Below are 20,926 nucleotides of genomic sequence, written 5' to 3' on the forward strand. Positions count from 1 at the left end.
AATGGCAGAGTATCTTTTTAATTCAAACTGGATTGAGCTTGTAAAAGGGAAAAACATATTTCTCTTTTTTGATTTTGATGGAACTCTTGTTCCAATTATGAAAAATCCGGAAGATTGTTATTTATCTTACGAATTAAAAAAACTTCTTCAGAAGCTTAAAAACAAAATAAAAATTGGGATACTGAGTGGCAGGGATTTGAAAGATTTAAGAAAGAGAATCTCAATCAGAGGACTTTACTACAGTGGAAGTCATGGTTTGCAAATAGAAAGCCCTGAGATAAAGTATATTAATCCAGATGCTGAAAGGCTAACCCCTTATATCAATGAGGCTTACAGAAAGTTTAAAAAATTGACTGATAAATTTGCTGGAATGCTGATTGAAAAAAAGGATTTTTCCTTTACAATTCACTATCGTCAGGTAGAGCCTGAAAAAAGAAAAGAACTGAAAAAAATATTTTTTGATATGATCAGCAAATATAAAGGTAACTATATAAAAGTCTTGTATGGAAAAATGGTTTTTGAAATTTTACCAGCAGTTAATTGGAATAAGGGCAGTGCAGTTTCATTTTTGATAGATAACTTTCAAAACAAACACTACCCAATTTTTATTGGTGATGACATCACAGATGAGACAGTATTTAGTAAAATTAATGATAGGGGATTGACCATCAGGGTTGGAAATTCAAAAAAAACAATGGCAAAATATTTTATCAGAAATCAGGGTGAGGTTTATAAATTTGTTACAATTATGAATGAGGTCTTAAATGTTTGAATGGTTTGAAAAAAACTGGTTTACCTTTTTTGTTCCCCTGACAGTTTTTGTCTCATTTGTAATCTTAGCTTTCTTTATAAGGTTCAAATTCTCTAAATATATTATTGACAGACTTAAATCAGTAAAGTGGGCTGGTAAAGAAATATTAATTTCAAATCTTGCAATCATAATTTTTTACTCTATTTTAATCCTTGGGGTCTATACAGCAGTAGAACTCTCACCAATTAAGGGTAATCTTTATATTATTATCTGCAGAGTTCTTATCACAGTGTTCCTAATATCTTTAACTTATGTTCTTTTTAGAGCAGGTATGGGAATTTTAAACCTTTACTCCCAAAGTATTAAAAAACCTCTTTTAAAACCCTTTCAAAGGCTTAAAAATGCAATATTATTACTTTTATTACTGTTGGAATTTTGATATTATTTGAAATATGGAAAATTCCCACAACTCCATTTATTCTTTTTATAATTCTTGGCTGTGCAATAGCTTTTTTTGCTCTGAGAGAAAATATTTCAAATTTTATTGCCGGTTTTGAAATTATAAATGGTGAGATAATCAAAAAGGGAGACTATATCAAACTGGAATCTGGTGAAGAAGGTACAGTTGTAAACATAACTTGGAGGCATATTGAGATAAAAAGCTTTGACGAAAAAACATTAATTATACCAAATAGCAGACTTATCAAAGCCAAGCTTGAGATTCTTAGAAAACCTCTTAAAAAAGCAAAAGAACCATTCAGATTTTATACAAGACTTAATGCAAAGGAACTAACAGGATTGAAAGCAAGAAATCTAACTGAACTATTGAAATACATAAAAGAAATGCCTGACTCTGTTATTTTCTATCATACTCATGATTTTATTGAGGAGTATCACTATCTCATTCCTCAGCCATCAAATGATTTTGCCCTATGGATTGGAAATATTTTAGGATATGAAGCTCTTGCTGAAAAACTTTCTACAATTGACATCTTTGAGTTCTCAAATATTGGAGAAATAAGAAAAAGACTATCTGACATAATTGAGGAATATATCATTAATAACCCCAGTGATAAAGACTGTGAGGAAGGTGAAGAGTTTCATTTTATTAAATCTGTAAGTGTAATAATGCCAACACCTTATATTGCCCATGATTTAAGAGAATTTGTCCAGATTTTGAAGTTTATAAGCCCCAATTCACTGTTTTTTCATATATATGAAGCAAAGTTAAGAGTTGGCAAAATCTCCAATGATTTTTCTCTTTGGCTCAGTGAAAGTCTTGGTGAAAAAAAACTTGCAGAGGCTATCATGAGCATAGATCCCTATATGCATACAATTGAAGGCATAAGAAGTCAAATAATTTACTTAATTGAGAGTCATCTTGAAGCGGAGGTAACAGTTGGATAAAGAATTGCAGTTTCAAAAACCAAAACTCAGAGATTATGAGCCAATAATTGGTAAATCATCACTTGAAGAGTTAAAAATTCTTGCAGACAAGCTTTCAGGTAAAAAAATTCTGAATATTAACTCTACATATATTGGAGGAGGAGTTGCCGAGATTCTTGCGAGAATGGTTCCATTTTTAAATGAACTGGGAGTAGAAGCCAAGTGGAGTGTTATTAAGGGAGACAATGAATTTTTCAATATTACAAAAAAATTTCATAATGCTCTGCATGGGAAAAAAGAGGAATTCAAAGAAAGTGAGTTTGAGTATTTTCTTGAAGTAAATAGAAAAAACTCTGAAGAAATGGAAATTACAGGAGATATAATTTTCGTTCATGACCCTCAACCTGTTGCTCTTATTCAAAAAAGACATGAAATTGGAGAAAAATGGCTCTGGCGATGCCATATTGATGTTTCAAAGCCTGATGAAAGAGTGTGGAATTTTATCAAAGAGTATGTTGAACAGTATGATGCATCTGTTTTTTCTGCTCCAAACTTTGCCAAAATGCTTAAAATCAGAATGTTCCTGATTTATCCATCTATTGACCCTTTAAGCAATAAAAATAAAGAGCTATCAGACGAACAGATTAGTGCTGTTCTGGACAAATACGGAATTGATAGAAAAAAACCTATAATTCTTCAGGTTTCGCGGTTTGATTATCTTAAAGACCCTGTTGGTGTGATAAAAGCCTTTGAAATAGTGAGGAAAACAATTCCCTGTCAGTTAATTCTTGCTGGCGGAACAGCCACTGATGACCCAGAGTCAGATAAAGTTTTATCAGAGGTTAAAGAGGTAGCAGATAAAAATCCCGATATACATATACTCCTTCTTCCACCTGATAGTGACATAGAGATAAATGCGCTACAGAGGGCAGCAACAGTGATTGTTCAAAAATCAATAAAAGAAGGCTTCGGACTAACAGTAACAGAAGCATTGTGGAAAGGTAAACCAGTTGTCGCATCTGCTGTTGGAGGGATTTTACTTCAGGTAAAGCACAAAATTACAGGTCTGCTCTGCCATTCAATAGAGGGAGCTGCCTATTCAATAAAAACACTTCTTTCAAATCCAGAGTTTGCACAGTGGCTCGGGAAAAATGGACATGCCCATGTAAAGCAAAACTTTCTTATAACAAGGCATCTCAAAGATTATCTGCTTCTTTTCCTTTCTCAATACTACAAAGAGGAGTTGATATATCTTTAAGTTAAATCTGAAAACAGAATACTGTATTTTCAAGTCTGGTATATTCCTTTGTTTTGCCCGTTCTTCTCATTCCTGTGATAACAATGGCTTCGAGAGAAAAAATAAGAGGTTCAATCTTATCAAAAATTTCTCGCCACTTTATCATAAGTATAGTTAAAAAAAATATTTTACCCTCTCAATCCCTTTCCAGATGAAGTAAAAGGAAAAGCCTATAAGGATTAAGGCACAGAAAAAGACTATTTTTCTGTAAAGTCTGTCATTGAGAATTCTCTTGCCTTTATGCACTCCCAATGAAACACCTGAATACCAGGCTAAATCTCCAAGAATATGTCCTGTGAAAAATGCCACAATTCCTAATATGCCAATTTCCATTGATTGAACAAGATATCCAAGCCCTATTGTTGCCCACCAGAAAGACCAGTAAGGGTTTGCCAGACTTAACAAAATTCCTGATAAAAAAAGAGAGCCCTTTGCCTGGCTGTTAAATTCATTTTGCAGGCTAAGTTTTGGCAGTGAACGAAACATTGAAAGCCCCATAAAAAATAAAAATATACCACCAACCAGTGCAACAGCAATAAAAGTTTCATTCATCTGTAAAAAACTTCCAAGACCAGAAACAATCAAAAGTAAAAGAGAAAGCTCAAGAATTCCATGACCTGCTACCAAAACAGGTCCTGTAATCCAGCCTCTACGAGGTGTTTCTGATACTGTTACTGCAAAAAGAGGTCCTGGCATCATTGCACCTGATAGAGCTATGATAAAGGATGAAATTCCAATAAAAAGGACTTTAAACATTAAAAACTTAACCTTTCAAGACTGCGATACTGAATTGCCTCTGCTATATGGGAGGCTTTGATGTTTTCAGAGCCTTCAAGGTCAGCTATTGTCCTTGCAACTTTAATTATCTTTGAGTGTGCCCTTGCAGACAAGCCCAATTTTTCCATGGCAGACTGTAGCAGGCTGTGGCAGTCCTCATCAATTTTGCAGAATTTTTTTAAATGCTTCGTTTTCATGTGAGCATTGCAGTATATTCCTTCGTCCTTAAATCTTTTTAGCTGAATCTGTCTTGCTCTTATCACTCTCTCACGAACATTTTTTGAGCTTTCTGATGGTGTATCATCTTTGAGTTCCTGATAGTTAACTCTTGGAACTTCAATGTGTATGTCAATCCTGTCAAGAAGAGGACCTGATACCCTTGAACGATAACGAATTATCATCTGGGGTGTACAGGTGCAGGGTTTAAGACTGTCTCCAGAATGTCCGCAAGGACATGGGTTCATTGCTGCAACCAGCAAAAATCTTGAAGGAAATTGAACTGTAGCATAACTGCGAGCAACTGTTACAAAGCCGTCTTCAAGAGGTTGTCTCAGCACCTCTAAAACATTTCTTTTAAACTCAGGTAGTTCATCCAGAAAGAGCACTCCATTATGAGCAAGTGATACTTCACCAGGTTTAGGAATCTGTCCACCACCTATCAAACTTACATCACTGGATGAGTGATGGGGGCTGCGAAACGGGCGAGTGGTAATTAGTCCTTTTCCATCAGGAAGCAGTCCTGCCACACTGTATATCTTTGTTGTCTCTATTGCCTCATCAACTGTCATGGAAGGAAGTATCCCTGGAAGCCTACGGGCAAGCATACTTTTACCACTTCCTGGTGGTCCAATAAATAAAATATTGTGTCCACCTGCTGCAGATATCTCAAGTGCTCTTTTTGCCTGAAACTGTCCTTTTACATCTGCAAGGTCTTCATAGATGCTGGATTCAGAAAAATCAATCTCCGAAGTGAATGGCTTAATATTCTTTTGTCCTCTAAGAAACTCTACCACCTCTGATAAATCTTCCACAGCATAAACTTCTACATCTTTCACAACTGCTGCTTCAGAAGCATTTTTCATGGGAACAATTAATTTTTTTACTCCCAGTTCATTAAGCTTTGAAGCAATACAGAGTGTTCCTTTTACAGGTCTAAGTCTGCCTTCAAGTGCTAGTTCTCCAACAATTAAAAAATCCTTGAGAACATCTTTGGGAACATGCCCTTCTGCAGCCAGGATCCCTACAGCAATGGGAAGGTCAAAGGAAGAGCCCTCTTTTTTTAGGTCTGCTGGAGCAAGATTTACTGTAATCTGCTTGATGGGAAAGGGAAATCCTGTGTTTTTAAAAGCAGCTTTTATTCTATCCCGAGACTCTTTAACTGCTGTGTCTGGAAGTCCCACAATATTAAAATGAGGCAGCCCTCTTTGAGCTATGTCAACCTCTACATCAACAGCATAAGGCTCTATGCCTATTAAATGAGCACTTTGAACCCTGGCGAGCATTTCTCTCCTCAAGCCTTTTATTTATGTCATTCAAAATCTGCTGTTTTGAGCGGTTCCATTTAGGGGCAATTAAAATCTCATCAGGTGAGGTTGCAAAAAGTCTCTGAATTACAATATCTGGACTGAGTCTCTCAAGAAAATCTACCACAAAATCAAGATACTCTTCATACTCAAAAACCTTAAAAGGCTCTCTCTCATATATACGGGCAAGCACAGTATCTTTTACAACCTGAAGTTGATGAATCTTAAGAAACTTTATGGGATGGCGATTTATCTCATCTGCCATAGCAAGCGATTCTTCTCTTGTTTCTGTAGGAATTCCAACAATTATGTGTGCTCCGACTAAAATACCTCTTTCATGAGTCTTATAAACAGCTTTAAGAAATGTAGAATAATCATGCCCTCGCATAATATACGCAAGAGATTTTTCATAAATTGACTGCATTCCATATTCAACAATTATCATATGAGTTTTTGATAGCATTTGAAGTAACTCAAGTTTTTCATCATCAACACAGTCAGGACGTGTTCCGATTGCAAGTCCAACTACTTCTGGATGAGAAAGAGCTTCTTTATAAAGTTTTTCAAGATGGTCTACAGACGCATAAGTATTTGTATAAGGTTGAAAATAAACAAGAAAGGCTTTTGCTTTATATCTTGCTTTTAAATATCCTATTCCATTTTTAATTTGGTCAATAAGCGGCTTTGAAGGTGCGCAACTTGATGGCCTAAAGGAATCATTGTTACAGTAAATACAGCCAGTTGTTCCAAGTGTTCCATCCCTGTTTGGACATGTAAAGCCTGCGTCTACGTTTACTTTATAGACTTTTTTCCCGAATATTTCTTTTAAATACTCTCCAAATGAATAATAGCGATTCATCATAGTTTTTTCTAATATATTTGAAAGAGTTTAGTCAATTAACTTCAATTCAAGATTTTTTCTATACATATCATATGTTATCATGATTTTTTAATAATTTCATATTTTTCTTTGGGATAAATTTAAAAAAACAAAAAATCTCTCATGAACAAAAGACAAGACAAATTTAAGGACGTAAAAAGCTTGAAACAAACTTACAGTTCTTGGTATTATTATAATTAGCCGAAGTGGTGGAACTGGTAGACACGCACGTTTGAGGGGCGTGTGGGGAAACCCGTGCGGGTTCGAGTCCCGCCTTCGGCATTAAAATTTCCTTAAAAATCAATCTAATCTGCAAACATGAAGGATGCTGGCTATTAAAACAGTTCAAGAACTTTTAGGAAATAAAAGTTTGGCAATGACCTTGAAATATTCCTATCTTTCAGAGTCACACAAGAAAGAGGTTTAAAACTGTGCTTGACAGCGGGATTTATCACAATGTTATCACATGTAGTATCCTAAGTGAACTTAACAATCTTCATAAACCCTTGAAAAATCTTATGGACGGTAGGGGATTTGAACCCCCGACCTCCAGAGTGCGATTCTGGCGCTCTCCCAGCTGAGCTAACCGCCCTTTATGTTTTATAATATCATATCAAATAAAATTTTTCTTAGGAGGGAAGATGAACTGGCAAGAAGTAAAGAAAGCAGCGAAAGAAAAGCTTAAACCATATTGTCGTGTATGCCCTGTATGTAATGGAGTTGTCTGTGCAGGAGAAGTTCCGGGAATGGGAGGTGTTGGCACAGGCTCTTCTTTTAAGGCTAATATTGAGGCTTTAAATAAGATTAAACTCAACCTTTCCACTATTCATGATGTAAAAGAACCTAATACATCAGTTGAAATCTTCGGGCAAATGCTTTCCCTTCCTGTTATGGCAGCACCAATAACTGGTACAACATATAACATGGGAGGAGCTGTTACTGAGGATGTTTATACACAGGAAGTAATTGCAGGCTCTCTTATGGCAGGCACTCTTGGATGGATAGGTGACGGAGCAGACCCATTAATGTATGGAAGTGGAATTAATGCAATCAAACAAAATAATGGAAAAGGAATTCCGATAATTAAACCAAGAACTCAGGACGAAATAATTAAAAGAATTCGTATTGCTGAAGAGGCAGGAGCTATTGCCGTGGGAGTTGATATTGATGGAGCTGGACTTATTACAATGGCACTTAAGGGACAACCAGTAAGTCCGAAATCTCCGAAAGAGATTGAAGAGCTTGTTAAAGCAACAAAACTTCCTTTTATTTTAAAGGGAATAATGACACTAAGAGAAGCAGAAATAGCATACAATATGGGAGTAGCAGCCATTGTTGTCTCAAATCATGGTGGAAGAATTCTTGACCATACACCAGGGGTTGCAGAAGTTTTGCCTGAAATTACAGAAAAACTTAAAGGCAAAATAACAATCATTGCAGATGGCGGAGTCCGCTCAGGAGTTGATGTGCTCAAACTTTTGGCACTTGGGGCAGATGCTGTGCTTATAGGAAGACCTGTTGTGGTCGCTGTTTTTGGTGGAGGGAAAGAAGGACTTAAACTTTATTTTGAAAATATAAAAAATGAACTAAAACAGGCAATGCTTCTTACAGGAGTTGCATCTGTAAAAAATGTACCTCAAAATATCTTAAGGGTCTAATGTAATGCTGCTCAGGCATATTGCTTGAGCAGCAATCCCCTCACCTCTTCCAATAAAACCCATTCCTTCATTAGTTTTTGCTTTAATATTTACATTTAGCCCAATTTTGTGCAAATTTTCTTTCATAGCTGAAATATAAGGAGACAGCTTAGGCTTTTCAGCAAAAATCGTGCAGTCAACCCATACAGGTTTAATTTTTTGCTTTTTTACAAGTTCAAGGGTTCTTTTAAGTAAAATAAAGCTTGAAATATCTTTATATTGAGAATCTGTATCAGGGAAATGCCTACCTATATCATCAAGTCCTGCAGAACCTAATATAGCGTCAATTATTGCATGTATAAGAACATCTGCATCAGAATATCCTTCAAGTCCTTTTTCATAAGGAATTTCAACTCCACCAATGATAAGTTTCTTGCCAAAAACAAGTCTGTGGCTATCATATCCTATCCCTATCCTTAAGGAACTCATTTCATCATATTGTAAAAATGACTTCATTTTTTCTAAATCTTGTTTTATTGTTATTTTAATATTTTTTTCATCACCTTTTACAGCAATCACTTTACCACCATATCTTTCTACTAAAAAAGCATCATCTGTTCCATAAATTCCTTCTTCATATGCCTTTTCATATGCTTGAAAAAGTCTCTTAAACCAGAATGCCTGAGGTGTTTGAACTGCTCTCAAAATGTTTCTATTAAGAGTACCACCAATAATATTTTTCTGTTTAATCCATTTAATCGTATCAGTTAATTCAACTACAGGGATTACACCATCAATCTCAGGATTCATAGCGTCAATAATTCTTTCTATTAGTTCTTTGCTAATTAAAGGTCTTGCCGCATCATGAATCAATACAACATCAGTATCTTTATGTAATACTTTTAAAGCATTATAAACAGAATCCTGTCTCTCAGTTCCTCCTTCTATAATTCCTTTTACCTTTTGAATTTTAAAGCTCTGAATGATTTCTTTTATTCTTTCAATCGCTTCTTTTCGTGTTACAATCCATATATCATCAATAAATTGCGTATTTTCAAAGGTTTGAAGAGGGAACATAAAAAGAGGTTTATTATTGATTTCAACAAGTACTTTATCTGGAGAACCGAACCTTTTTCCTGCACCAGCTGCAACTACTATAACACTGCGTTTCATTCTATTGTTCTTTTTCACCAAAAGGATCGTCAGTTTTCGGCTTTCCAAATATCATTCTTCCTGTCCCTGTCTGTAAAACACTGTGAATTACAACATCAATGGTTCTACCAATGCTTGACCTTCCTTCTTCAACAACTACCATTGTTCCATCATCCAAGTAAGCAACTCCTTGATCAGGTTCTTTGCCTTCTTTAACTATGAAAAGCCTTAAAACTTCACCTGGAAGCACAGGAGGTCTCATTGCCTGAGCAAGCTCATTTAGATTTAAAACAGGCACTCCCCTTAATTGAGCAATTTTTATAAGATTCTGGTCATTTGTAATTAGTGTTCCTTTCAAAATTCTTGAAAGTTCAATAAGTTTTGTATCAACTTCTTTTATTTCTGGAATATCTTTTTCAACAATCTCAAATCTTATTTTTTCTGCTCTTTTAATCCTCTGTAGAATATCCAGAGCTCTTCTGCCTTTTGCTCTTCTTAGGGGGTCTGGAGAATCTGCAATATATTGAATTTCTCTTAAAACAAATCTTGGAATTAATATTGTCCCCTTTACAAAGCCGAGTTCTATAAGGTCTGCAATTCTACCATCTATAAGAACATTGGTATCAAGAATTTTTGGTTCTTCCCATATAGCTTCTTTTTTAATTATCCATAAAATATCAGCAAGTTTGATTGTTTCAGCCTTTTTAAAACCAAAAATCGCACCAGCATATCCAAAAGCTGTTATAAAACTGAAAGCGACAGAATTAAGGTTTGAGGATAAGATTAATAAAGGCAAACTTAGAAGAATCCCTGTGAAAATTCCTAAAAAAAGTCCTAAAAAGCAAAATAAAATTTGTGAACTAGTCATTTTTTTCAGTTTTAAGTAGATAAAAATAGTTAAAAAAATACTACCTGCTAAAATAATTAAACCTGTCACGAAGGGATGCAGGATAAACCCTTGAGCCTGTAAATTAACCGAAACAATAGCAAACAGAGTTATAGCAAAAAGAAAAATTAAAAAACTCATGAGCCTAAAATCATATAAAATTTTTTACCGCCTCTGTTTATCAAAACCAGAACATCAGGCTTTGAAATTTTCTGTATAGCTCTTTGAAAATCAGAAGCGGATAGTATTTTTTGCCTTTCAATTTCCATTATCAGGTCTCCTTTCCTAAGTCCTGCTGTCTCCGCAGGTGAACCTGGTTCAATCTTATAAACAACCACTCCTCTGTCTTCAGGGTCTGCTCCAATCTGTTTTGCCATTGATGATTCAAGGTCAATTACTGAAATTCCTTTGAATGGATTTTCAAATTTTCCTGTTGTTTTTTTGAAAATTTTAGTTTCTTGAAACTGTTCAGAAGGAAGTTGAGCAATTGTAACTGAAGTTGTATAATTTTGTCCTTCTCTGAAAATTTTCAAATTTACAATTGAACCGACCTTACTTTGAGCTACAAGATTTTTTAAGATAGCACTTTCTGTTATCTGTTTCCCATCATATTCAATAATAATATCACCTCTACGAAGTCCAGCCCTGTAAGCTGGCGATTGTTTGGTCACATCTGTAACAATAACTCCGTAAGGTTCTTTTAGTCCAAATTTTTCAGCCAGTTCAGCTGTTAAATCCTGAACCATTATTCCTATCCATCCTCTTATAACCTTCCCTTCCTTTATCAAGCTATCTTTTATAACTCGTGCCATATTGCTTGGAACAGCAAATCCAATTCCCTGATATCCTCCTGTTCTTGAAAATATTGCTGTATTTATTCCTATGATTTCTCCCTTTATGTTTACAAGAGGTCCACCTGAGTTTCCTGGATTAATTGCTGCATCTGTCTGAATAAAATCCTCATAGTCAGCAATTCCCACGTCAGCTCTACCAGTTGCACTTATTATCCCCATTGTTACAGTATGCGTTAATCCGTAAGGATTCCCTATAGCAAGAACAAAGTCTCCAACTTGAAGCTTATCAGAATCACCCCATGGTGCAACAGGTAAATCTTTTGCATTTATTTTAATTACAGCTAAATCTGTTTTGGGATCAGCACCTATTATTGTAGCCTTAAATGTTCTTCTATCATAAAGAGTTACTTTTATGTCTTCTGCTTGCTCAACAACATGATAGTTAGTTAGCAGGTATCCATCATTTGAAACAATCACTCCAGAACCCATGCTCATTTCTTTCCATTTCTTGCTATGAGAATTACCAAAAGGTGGTAGAAACTCAAAAAGATCTTCAAGTGTCGGAGGAGTCTGTACAGTTCTGGTTGTGGAGATATTTACAACTGAAGGAGAAACCGCTTTTACAATTTCAGCAAAGCTTTTGACAGGTTCTGTAATATCTCTATAAATAGGAATAGACTGTCTTGGTGCAGTTATCAAATAAAAGATTATTGCTCCTGTTAGACATCCAATAGCAAAAATTAAAATAATTAAACTGAGTTTTTTCCTATTCATTTTATCCTCGTTTGACCATTTTTCTAATTTCTCCTACACGAAGAGTTATTTTCTGGGAATCAAGATGCTCAAGATATGCTATAGCATATTTTCTTGTTGTATTAAGAAGTGTTCTGAATTCAGAAACTGTCATCTCATTCTTTTTTGAAAAGAAATCTTTAAGCAAATTAATCATTTTGTTATAATTCTCAATCGTAAGATATAAGGAATCATTGATTCTGACTATCTTCCCCTGTTTAGCAATTATTTTTAAAATGTCAGTTAATTTTGACTCAGAAATTGAAAGAGTTTGAGCAAGTTCATCTTTAAAAGGTGGCTGGAATTCTTTTTGAAGCTCTTTTATTATTTTTTCTTCCAATAGCGGATCAATTTTTTCTTTACTTACTGATTTTAACTTTACTGTATTACCTTGTATTGAAACATCTTCAATATAGGGCAATAACATTAAAACTTTTGGAAATCTGTCAAGAGAAAGTTTTACCTTTAGTTCTTCTTTTGGCAATCCTTCCTTAAACGGATTGGTCGCATGAAATTCTTTAAGTAAATTTAAAAGAGAAGATTTAAACTCGTTGAAAATATCTATATGAAAAAGATGATTTTCCGCATTTATAATTCTTCTTTTTTTTATGAGCTCATCTACAGCTGTTTTAATTTGAATTATATCACTATTTATCCATCCTTCAAGTTCAGAAATAGAAATACCGTTAAATGCTCTTCTTTTAATTTTAACCTCTAATTTCTCATACAATGCTCCACTAAAAAGAATTTCAAGATGCTCAGGTGTTATATCCTTCTTTTTTCTTGGTGGTTCAGGGTCAATAACAATCCCTCCTCCAAGAGTTTCAAGGGGAGAAAATCTTCTCAGAATAAATCTATCTCCAGCCATTGCAACTATAGGGTCCTGCAACTTTATATGAGCATATGCTTCTTCATCAGGTAAAACTTCAGTTTTGTTAAAAAGTTTTAGTTTACCTACTGTTTCAGATGTTGTAAGGTAAAAATGAACAGGTATTCCGTGTTTTAAAGGTTTTACATCTTTTAAAAGTTCCAGTTTTACTTCAATAAAAGAAGAAGGTTTCAGTTTTCCAGGGACCGTAACAATATCTCCTCTTTTAATGTCTTCTTTTGATACTCCCTGAAGATTTATTCCTACTCTCTGTCCTGCATAGACCTCTTTTAAAGCCTGGCCATGACTCTGAAGTCCTCTCACTTTTGAAGTAATTCCTGCGGGAAGAATTTCAACAGGAGAGTCAATGGTTATTGCACCGCTAAGGACTGTTCCTGTTACAACTGTTCCAAAACCCTTAAGAGTAAAAACTCTATCAATAGGCATTCTAAATATTCCACCAGTTGATTTTTCACTGACCTTTAGAGCAAGTTCTCTAATTTTTCCCTTTAATACCTCAATATTCAAGCCTGTTTTTGCAGACACAGCAACAATCTCAGCATTTTCAAGGAAAGTCCCTTTTACAGCTTCTTTCACATCTTCCTTAGCAAGTTCCAATGTTTCTTCATCAACAAGGTCAGCTTTATTAAGGGCTATTATACCAGACTTTATTTTTAAAAGGTTACATATGGCAAGATGCTCCTTTGTCTGAGGCATGACACCTTCATCAGCAGCAACAACAAGCATTACCATGTCCATTCCGCCTACACCGGCAAGCATGTTTTTTATCAATCTCTCATGTCCTGGAACATCAACAATACCAACAACTACATCGGGATAAACAATATTAGCAAAACCAAGGTCTATTGTTATGCCTCTTTCTTTTTCCTCCTTTAATCTGTCAGGGTCTATACCAGTAAGTGCCTTTACCACAGAACTTTTCCCATGGTCAATATGTCCTGCTGTTCCCAATATTACCTTTTTCATTGGATAAACTGAATAAAATTACTGAGAAGTTTTAACCCCATTTTTTGAGATTTTTCAGGATGAAACTGAGTTGCGAAAATATTTTCATAAATAATCATTGAAGTAAATTCTATCCCATATTCTGTAACTCCACCAACAAAATTACTTTCCTCAGGCACTACATAGTAAGAATGGACAAAATAGAAATAGGAATTATTAGAAATCTCTGATAAAAGTTTACTTTTTTTCTTAAAAATTACCGTATTCCAACCCATATGAGGAATTTTGTAATCCTGTGGTAGTTTGAATCGTGTCACTTTTCCTTTAATTAGATCAAGACCTTTGCACATTCCAAATTCCTCAGACTCTGTAAATAAAATTTGCATACCAAGACAGATTCCAAGATATGGCTTTCCTTTAAGAATTTCTTCTCTAACAGTCTCAAGAAGTCCAAGTTCTGTGAGATTGCTCATACAGTCACGAAAAGCACCAACACCTGGTAAAACTATAGCCTTTGCCTTTCTTATTTCTTCAGGGCTTTGAGTAATAGAAACCTCTCCTCCTACTGCTTCAATTGCCTTTGAAACACTGCGTATGTTTCCCATTCCATAATCAACAAGTGCAATCATGGGTTAATTCTACCATAAAATAAAGAGTTTTTTTAAATTTTCCAATTCTCTGTAAGGCTTAAACTTTGTCTCTTCAAAAGTTTTTACTTCAATTTCACCATTGGCTTTTTCTCTTATTTGAATAGCTCCATGAATGTCTGTTCTGTAAATTTTGCATTTATCCTTAAGGTATTCCAAGACCTCTGTATGTGGATGTCCGTAAGCATTATTTTTACCAACAGAAATTATACAAATTTGAGGTAAAACTGTTTCATAAAATTCTTTATAAAAAGAGCGTTTACTACCATGATGGGGTATTTTAAATATATCTGCTTTGAGATACGTAGCAGGAATACTTTTTAATACTTCTATGCCTGTATCAGAGGTAAATAAAAAAGTTTTAGTTTTACATTTTAAACTAAAAACAAGGCTTAACTCATTACTGTCATTTGAAAGGGAAGAAGTATAAAATCCCTTGTAAGGATGTAATAATGTAAAAATGCAATTTCCAGCTTTAAGAATATCGCCTCTTTCAAGATGTTTCACATTCATTGGAATTTTGTATTTTATATATCCATTATCCCATATCTCTTTTACATTAAATTTTTCTATGATGTTTAAAAACCCTCCTGCATGGTCTTTCTGTTCATGAGTAATAATAAGAGCCTGCAACTGTCTGTATCCTTTAGCTTTAAGATACTGCACTGCTTCAAATCCTGTTTTACCTGTATCAACAAGGAAAACAGCCTCTGGTGTTTCAACAACAGCAGATTCTGCCTGTCCAACATCAAGAAAGGTTATTTTTATAAAGTTTCTCTGTAAATTATCTAAAACCAAACTGGTTAAAACTGAACTAAAAATCAATAAACATGAGACCATAAAAGATAATTTTTTAAACCATCCCTTTAACCCATAGCAAGCAAAAATTGATAAAAAAATCCCAAAATAAAAGAGTATAACAGAGCCTAAAGGAATAGGTGGAATTGATAAAGAAGAGAAGCTAAATGAAGCAAGTAAGTGCATCAATTTAAAGGAAAAAGTAGCAATTGTATTGACAATCTCTGGCAAAGGATAAATTCCTGTAATAAGATAGATAAAAACAAATATTACATTTAATGGAAAAAGAAACATCCCAATAACAAATCCTGCTGTTAGGTTAGCAACAGGACTGATTAGAGACAAATAATGAAACTTATAAATTACAATAGGTGCGGTAATTAAAGAGGCTGAGAAGCTGATAAGCAAACTAAGCAATAAGTAAGATAAAACTTTGTTTTGAATTTTGTTTTTAAAGTTTTTATAAATATCTGTTGCAAAGCCTATGGCTACAGTTGCAAGAAAACTCAGCTGAAAGGAAAGGTCTTTTGTTGAAGAAGGGTCTATTACAAGAATAAAAAGACAGGCAAGTGATACTGTGATTATCCATAAAGATTTTCTCTCTGTAAGAACGCCAAGCATGAAAAACAATGCCATTATAAATGCTCTTGTTGAAGGATAGTTTGGCTCAATCAAGAGATAATAAAATAAAAGAAATGGAAAACAGAGAATGATGCTTAACTGAGAAGGCTTAATATAAAGAGTCATTAGGACAAGCCATTTATAGGGTATAAATCGGGTAAGAATTCTAAAAACTATAAAGAACACAGTAAAAAGCAGACTAAAATGAGCTCCAGAAATACTTAACAGATGAATAAGTCCTGTTTTTTGGAAGTCATCCTTTATTTCCTCTGGAATCTCATTCCTTTGCCCTGTTGTCATAGCAATCATGACTGAGGCAGCAGGCTCATTAAGTTTTTGTTTGAGTTTCTTATTAATATTATTTTGGACTCTTTCAAATATGCCCTGATTTAGCTTTCCTTCATCAAATAGCTTAGTGGCATAACAAAAGTCCTGTTTGCTAAAAACATAGGGATTTTTATGTTCATTTACACTTTTACATTCAACTGTGTAAAGCCTATTTTCTTCAAGTTTTTCTCTGGAGTATACTCTTAATCTTTTCCCTTCAATGGTTTTAACAAGATGAGTATTATCTTTAGTTGAAACAACATATCCTTTAAAACTTAGGGTTGTCTCTTTGTTATCAAAGTTTTTCCCCTCCCTTAGATTCCCATAGAAAACTCCAACTAAGGAAAGTATAAGGCATACAAAAGCTACAGAGTATTTTTTCTTTAATAAGCAGACTGCTATAGGTAATGAAGCCAAAAAAATGGAAAGTATAGGGAAATAAATGAAAATCACTCCAGATAAAATCCCAAAAACAGAAGAGAGTATATATGGCATAAAAATTAATCCTTATCTGACCTTTACTCAATAAAGGTGGTTAAACTTTTTGTTAAGCTTCATCTAAAATAATTTCATACTTACCCAATCCAAAACTTGTGTTTTTGCCTAAATGCAAAATTTCTCCTGCTTTCAAATATGGAATAAAGGGAGCAATATTACCCCTATATACTATCTCACCAACCACTCCTCCAAGTTTCATTTTTGTTTCCTGTCTTGATGAGTATCTTTCCCAGTCATGCCATCTAAGATTTGAATTGATAGTATTTATTGTTTCTGCATGTCTTATAACTTCTTGAACAGTAAAATCAGGCAACTGTTCTCCACAGTGGAAATATCCAAGTAGACTAATTCTTCTTATTAAATTCCTTACTAAAATATGAAAATCAAGCTCTGTTACAAATTTTCTCTGATACCTTATTCGCAAAGGCGTGATTATTTTCAAAGTCAAATTTTCTACTGAATCTGTAGTCTCAAATTTTGAAGGAATTTCCATAATTTTTGAAATACTTTTTTTTAGTATCCCTATTTTATAAACTGTAATCCCGTCAATTTTAACTTCACTGAGAACATATTTACCTCTTCCCTTACCAATGCCAATTTCCCCGAGTTGCTCAAAAGTATATATAAAGTATGGAATATAATCAATTGCAGAACCTATAAGAATGAGGTTAAAAGAAAGAGTTTGTCCCTCAGGGAAATACTGCTGTCTCCATTCAGGAGGCTCAATTACAAAAGGATGAGGAATTTTTTCATATTTGTTCATATTCAGTATAGTTAAACCTTCAGGGGGTGGTGTCTCAAAAACATAGGCATAAATACATTTTTGTTTTAGTAAGCATTTATCACAATTTATAACCCTTAGAGGACAGGCAATTTTTCTGAAAGCATTACCGAAACCTCCTCTAAAAGTTGATCCCTTGTAGTAAGGCAAATACAGGGGTTCAATGGCTTTTATGTAAAAAGTATACTTCTGATAATGGATTTTCATCTTCAGTAAGGAGAATGGTCAAAAATAACAATATCCCCTGTTACAGGACTACGATAAATAAGCTTTACTGCTTTACCATGCAAAGCATGGGCAATCTTTAAGTAAAGCCAGATTGGTCCCTGTCCTGTAAGTATTATTTCATTTCCCTCACCTGCTAATTCTAAGGCTTTTTTTATATAATCAGGGATATCCTTTATCTTTGCCTGGTCCCCCTCATAAATCTGCCTCATGTCAATTACTATCTCAGACATCCTTATTCCTCCATAATTTTAAGTTTTTTTCTTATTATTGTTTCAAAATTCACAATTTCATCGGGCTTGATTATTTCTGTCTTAAACTGTTCTGCTCTTGCACGAACAGACTGCCTGATCTGTCCATCTTTAATAATATGAGGCGATGTTGTTACAAAGAAACTCTGCACCCTTAAGCCGAATTCCTTTTGTAAAGCACCAATTTTATATAAACTACTCTTTGTGATCTCATCCTCAGGACTTAAAGATTTACACTCAACAAAATAAAGAGCATTATCCTTTGTAAACATAACATCAAACTCATTTTTATTGCCCTGAATATTTTCTATCTCTACATTCATGACAACATCATCAATTCCTCTGCCCTTGATTGAATTTAAAGAGTTAAAAACATACTCCTCAAGCCATCCTCCTGTTAAATATCTTATTTCAGAACGAGAAAGTTTTTTTGATATAGTTCTGCCACTGATGTTAAAGCCTACTGCCTTGAGAAAATCTCTTTGCAACTCATTGGATATAGGAAACTCTATGGTTAAATCAAAGGAACTTACATTTCTACTTTTTTGTAGAACTTTATAAAACTCACTTAACAGCCCCTCAATGCTGTTATAATTTGTTACAATCCAGTTTGTAAGTGCTTTTCTCTTTTCTGATTCTTCCTTGTATCTATTCAGCTTTGCTTCATTTATTACTCTGAGAGAATAAGCTGTAAGATACTCTATAACACCAAGCCTTAAAGGCAGAGGTTGGGGTTCTGAAAGCTTTTTAAGAGGATAAACTTCAAAAAATTCATTTTTAGGGATTGGAATATAAATCATCTTACTTCCATAGTCTTTGAAAATTTCATAGGTTGCTATGGACATTATCTTTGTTCCACAGGTAAGATTAACTGTAAAGTTATCCTCTTCATGTTTTTCCATCCATTGAGCAATTTTCCTGTGACAGTCATATATAGAGTCTTCTCTGACAACAATTTCAAAAAATGGTATATTTAGTCCAAGTCTTTTCAAAGTATTTACTATTGCCTCTGTTTTTTCCCTTTTCAGCATCTGCTCAGTTGTAATAAAAAGAACTTCCTCAGGCTTAAAATAAAATATTCCAAGAATATTAGGAATTGTTTGTTCAGAAATTAAGCAAACATGTATATGCTTCATTTCTTTCCCCCTTGCTTTAACTATCAGATTTATTCATTCTTTCTACTTAAAAAAATAGGATAACCCTGTTCTCTTAGAGTGGGTTCTTTAATATTACCATTATTTCCTTTTCCAACAATGTATATTGATGACACGCCCATTTCTTCTGCTGCTTGAAATGCTCCAATTGACATAGGCACTTTACCACCTGTTGTATCAACAAAAATGTTTTCTTCCTTAATTCCCTGTGCAATAAACCCTTCTATAAATTTTTTTACTATTTCCTTAGTCTCATTTGGATTATCAGGGTCTGACAGCATATCTTTTCCCTGCTCAATCTCCTTTAAAGTATGAACAAAGTGAACCTTATCAGAAAAAAGATTTATGAGCTCAATTACATGCTTTTTCCTTTCTCCTGTATACAGAAAAGCTACATATTTAGGTTCAAGATGTCTAATTATCCACTCAGGCTGTTCTCTTCTACTTACAGGTATTATTATGGCTTTTACTTTATCCTTTGGAAAGGTAAATTCATCTCCTGTGCCCCTGAACTCTCTTTTCCCTAAAATCCATCTATAAATAGGCTTCCAGTTTTTTACTGCAATAAATATAAATGTCAACTCAATGGAAGTCTTTAAGTATTCAACTAATATTGTCAGACTGTGAATTTTTTCGCTGAATCCATATAGTACATCATGGAAGTATTCTGACAAAAAAAACAAAAGACAAGAAACTAAAATGAATATTCCCATGAAAACTAAAATATTTTTCTTCGTGGGTTTAAAATGTGATGTCATTTTCTAATGTCTTGTCCCATCTACAGTAATCAGACACCAGCCAAGAGGAGTTAACAGGGAATCTCTTTGAAATACTCTCCTTGATTTTGGCGCTATAGTTTCTCCTCTGTCTAATCCAGCATAGTTCCTGATTTTCTTTCTTAAAGGCTCACTTAGAAGCATCAGAATTGTTGTGCTAATCATGCCAGAACCAAAACCAATTCTGAAGTTACATACATTGTTTTCATACCATTTTTTCATTGCATTTGTAGCTAAAAATTCCTTTTCAAAATTAATTAAATCCTGTGCCCATCTGTTTATGCACTCAAAAGTAGCGTTTAAATTTTCTGGCATTTTAAATCTGTAATGTTGCTTTTTAAACTCAGAAAGAAAGCTTCTTTCCCATAAAACTTCAAATCTAAAAGTTACATTTTCAGGAATACATTCAGTCCATATAGTTGTTTTCTTTCCAGAGTATTCTTCTTTATATTTCCAGCTTTCTTCTTTTTTAAGTATATTTATGGGAATAATAGAAGTCTGTATTTCTCCATCTGGATAGGCATCAGAAATTTTAAGCATTTTAAGCCAGTCTGTATGTGGGCTTTTCTCTTTTCCAAGAAGTTTAAAACCCTCAAAGTATTCTTTATTTAGCCAAGCAGAAAAATCTCTCTTGCTCTTTTTTTGTTCAATATCTTCTACGATTCTTCTTTCAAAATTGACTTCAAAATCCTCATAGGAACTTTCTTTTAACTCCTTAAGCAGATTATATAAAATTGCTGTTCTTATTACTCCCTTTATAGATGTGCCTGGAATATATGGGATGCCAAAGCCGTCCCTGATATAAGGTCTGTAATCCTGCATAAGTGAAGCATTATGATTAAGGTAAATTCTTTTATCTGAGGAAAGTTTGAGCAGTAAACTTTCATTGAGAATAAAAGCTTTACTTTTTAAAAAATCTGCCAGATTAAAGAGATGAGCTTTATTTTCTAACTGTGCACAGTAATCAAATATGAGATTTTTTTTACTTAGAAACTCAGCAAGGCGATCTTCTGAAATGGGATAGAGATAATTGTCATGTATTATAAACTCAAACCTTGTTTTTTTCTGCTCTACACCTCCAATATGAACAGGAGATTTTGTAACAATTTTAACCTCTGCCTTTTCAAATAAAGCCATAG

19 protein-coding genes and 2 tRNA genes are annotated in these 20,926 nt (G+C 34.1%); 6 read left to right on the forward strand and 15 right to left on the reverse strand.

What is annotated here, in order from left to right; genetic code table 11:
* The first annotated feature begins 1 nt into the window (after window position 1).
* The 4 genes from otsB to FLY87_RS03930 are packed head-to-tail and all read left to right on the forward strand — an operon-like array spanning window position 2 to window position 3,395.
* Window positions 2–772 (forward strand): trehalose-phosphatase, encoded by a 771-nt coding sequence (otsB, locus tag FLY87_RS03915; protein ID WP_141266336.1) that lies wholly within the window; start codon window positions 2–4, stop codon window positions 770–772.
* The gene (locus FLY87_RS03920) at window positions 765–1,190 is read left to right on the forward strand and encodes a hypothetical protein (RefSeq protein ID WP_141266337.1); all 426 of its coding nucleotides are present in this window, start codon (window positions 765–767) and stop codon (window positions 1,188–1,190) included. Before otsB ends, FLY87_RS03920 begins: the two co-directional genes overlap by 8 nt.
* The gene (locus FLY87_RS03925; RefSeq protein ID WP_181405978.1) at window positions 1,187–2,158 is read left to right on the forward strand and encodes a DUF5752 family protein; all 972 of its coding nucleotides are present in this window, start codon (window positions 1,187–1,189) and stop codon (window positions 2,156–2,158) included. Before FLY87_RS03920 ends, FLY87_RS03925 begins: the two co-directional genes overlap by 4 nt.
* Entirely contained in the window at window positions 2,151–3,395 is a 1,245-nt protein-coding gene (locus FLY87_RS03930) for a glycosyltransferase (protein WP_219994997.1), read from the forward strand. The genes FLY87_RS03925 and FLY87_RS03930 overlap by 8 nt, the downstream gene beginning before the upstream one ends.
* A gap of 153 nt (window positions 3,396–3,548) precedes the next feature.
* Here FLY87_RS03930 and FLY87_RS03935 read toward each other — a convergent pair whose 3' ends face one another.
* The 3 genes from FLY87_RS03935 to FLY87_RS03945 are packed head-to-tail and all read right to left on the reverse strand — an operon-like array spanning window position 3,549 to window position 6,596.
* Entirely contained in the window at window positions 3,549–4,190 is a 642-nt protein-coding gene (locus tag FLY87_RS03935; protein WP_141266339.1) for a LysE family translocator, read from the reverse strand.
* The gene (locus FLY87_RS03940) at window positions 4,190–5,713 is read right to left on the reverse strand and encodes a YifB family Mg chelatase-like AAA ATPase (protein ID WP_141266340.1); all 1,524 of its coding nucleotides are present in this window, start codon (window positions 5,711–5,713) and stop codon (window positions 4,190–4,192) included. Before FLY87_RS03940 ends, FLY87_RS03935 begins: the two co-directional genes overlap by 1 nt.
* Window positions 5,658–6,596 carry a TIGR01212 family radical SAM protein gene (locus FLY87_RS03945; RefSeq protein WP_141266341.1) on the reverse strand — a complete coding sequence of 313 codons (939 nt, stop codon included), beginning with the start codon at window positions 6,594–6,596 and terminating at the stop codon, window positions 5,658–5,660. Before FLY87_RS03945 ends, FLY87_RS03940 begins: the two co-directional genes overlap by 56 nt.
* 218 nt (window positions 6,597–6,814) lie before the next feature.
* On the opposite strand from FLY87_RS03945, the gene FLY87_RS03950 reads away from it, so the two are divergent.
* A tRNA-Leu gene (locus FLY87_RS03950) sits at window positions 6,815–6,896 on the forward strand.
* 237 nt (window positions 6,897–7,133) lie between these two features.
* Here the strand turns inward: FLY87_RS03950 and FLY87_RS03955 are convergent.
* Window positions 7,134–7,206 (reverse strand) — tRNA-Ala (locus FLY87_RS03955).
* A 49-nt stretch (window positions 7,207–7,255) separates the two neighbouring features.
* Here FLY87_RS03955 and FLY87_RS03960 point away from each other — a divergent pair.
* Window positions 7,256–8,272 (forward strand): alpha-hydroxy-acid oxidizing protein, encoded by a 1,017-nt coding sequence (locus FLY87_RS03960; RefSeq protein ID WP_141266342.1) that lies wholly within the window; start codon window positions 7,256–7,258, stop codon window positions 8,270–8,272.
* On the opposite strand, the gene ispD is transcribed toward FLY87_RS03960, so the two are convergent.
* The 11 genes from ispD to csm5 form a co-directional block, all read right to left on the reverse strand.
* Window positions 8,261–9,424, reverse strand: a complete 1,164-nt coding sequence (ispD, locus tag FLY87_RS03965; RefSeq protein WP_012546162.1) for a 2-C-methyl-D-erythritol 4-phosphate cytidylyltransferase — start codon at window positions 9,422–9,424, stop codon at window positions 8,261–8,263. The two genes, FLY87_RS03960 and ispD, sit on opposite strands and share 12 nt — an antisense overlap.
* 1 nt (window position 9,425) lies before the next feature.
* A complete protein-coding gene (locus FLY87_RS03970) occupies window positions 9,426–10,199 on the reverse strand; it encodes a PIN/TRAM domain-containing protein (protein ID WP_169720686.1) in 774 nt (257 codons plus the stop codon).
* A 227-nt stretch (window positions 10,200–10,426) separates the two neighbouring features.
* Complete coding sequence (locus FLY87_RS03975; RefSeq protein ID WP_012545143.1) at window positions 10,427–11,857, reverse strand: DegQ family serine endoprotease; 1,431 nt, start codon at window positions 11,855–11,857, stop codon at window positions 10,427–10,429.
* Window position 11,858: 1 nt separating this feature from the next.
* On the reverse strand, window positions 11,859–13,730 hold the full coding sequence (gene selB, locus FLY87_RS03980; protein ID WP_012546044.1) for a selenocysteine-specific translation elongation factor: 1,872 nt from the start codon (window positions 13,728–13,730) through the stop codon (window positions 11,859–11,861).
* Complete coding sequence (hisH, locus tag FLY87_RS03985; RefSeq protein ID WP_028842138.1) at window positions 13,727–14,338, reverse strand: imidazole glycerol phosphate synthase subunit HisH; 612 nt, start codon at window positions 14,336–14,338, stop codon at window positions 13,727–13,729. The genes selB and hisH overlap by 4 nt, the downstream gene beginning before the upstream one ends.
* A 9-nt stretch (window positions 14,339–14,347) precedes the next feature.
* Window positions 14,348–16,597 (reverse strand): DNA internalization-related competence protein ComEC/Rec2, encoded by a 2,250-nt coding sequence (locus tag FLY87_RS03990; RefSeq protein ID WP_141266343.1) that lies wholly within the window; start codon window positions 16,595–16,597, stop codon window positions 14,348–14,350.
* Between the two features lie 52 nt (window positions 16,598–16,649).
* Window positions 16,650–17,588 (reverse strand): CRISPR system precrRNA processing endoribonuclease RAMP protein Cas6, encoded by a 939-nt coding sequence (gene cas6, locus FLY87_RS03995; RefSeq protein WP_141266344.1) that lies wholly within the window; start codon window positions 17,586–17,588, stop codon window positions 16,650–16,652.
* A 2-nt stretch (window positions 17,589–17,590) separates the two neighbouring features.
* Complete coding sequence (locus FLY87_RS04000; RefSeq protein WP_012546514.1) at window positions 17,591–17,839, reverse strand: CRISPR-associated protein Csx3; 249 nt, start codon at window positions 17,837–17,839, stop codon at window positions 17,591–17,593.
* Between the two features lie 2 nt (window positions 17,840–17,841).
* Window positions 17,842–18,993: a Card1-like endonuclease domain-containing protein gene (locus FLY87_RS04005; RefSeq protein ID WP_141266345.1), complete on the reverse strand. Its 1,152-nt coding sequence runs from the start codon at window positions 18,991–18,993 to the stop codon at window positions 17,842–17,844.
* A gap of 29 nt (window positions 18,994–19,022) precedes the next feature.
* Complete coding sequence (locus FLY87_RS04010; protein ID WP_141266346.1) at window positions 19,023–19,769, reverse strand: hypothetical protein; 747 nt, start codon at window positions 19,767–19,769, stop codon at window positions 19,023–19,025.
* A 3-nt stretch (window positions 19,770–19,772) separates the two neighbouring features.
* Window positions 19,773–20,924, reverse strand: coding sequence for a type III-A CRISPR-associated RAMP protein Csm5 (gene csm5, locus FLY87_RS04015; RefSeq protein WP_141266347.1), 1,152 nt, complete (start codon window positions 20,922–20,924; stop codon window positions 19,773–19,775).
* Window positions 20,925–20,926: the final 2 nt, after the last annotated feature.

Origin of the sequence: Thermodesulfovibrio sp. Kuro-1 (genome assembly GCF_006538445.1) — a bacterium.
GTDB classification, from domain to species: domain Bacteria; phylum Nitrospirota; class Thermodesulfovibrionia; order Thermodesulfovibrionales; family Thermodesulfovibrionaceae; genus Thermodesulfovibrio; species Thermodesulfovibrio yellowstonii.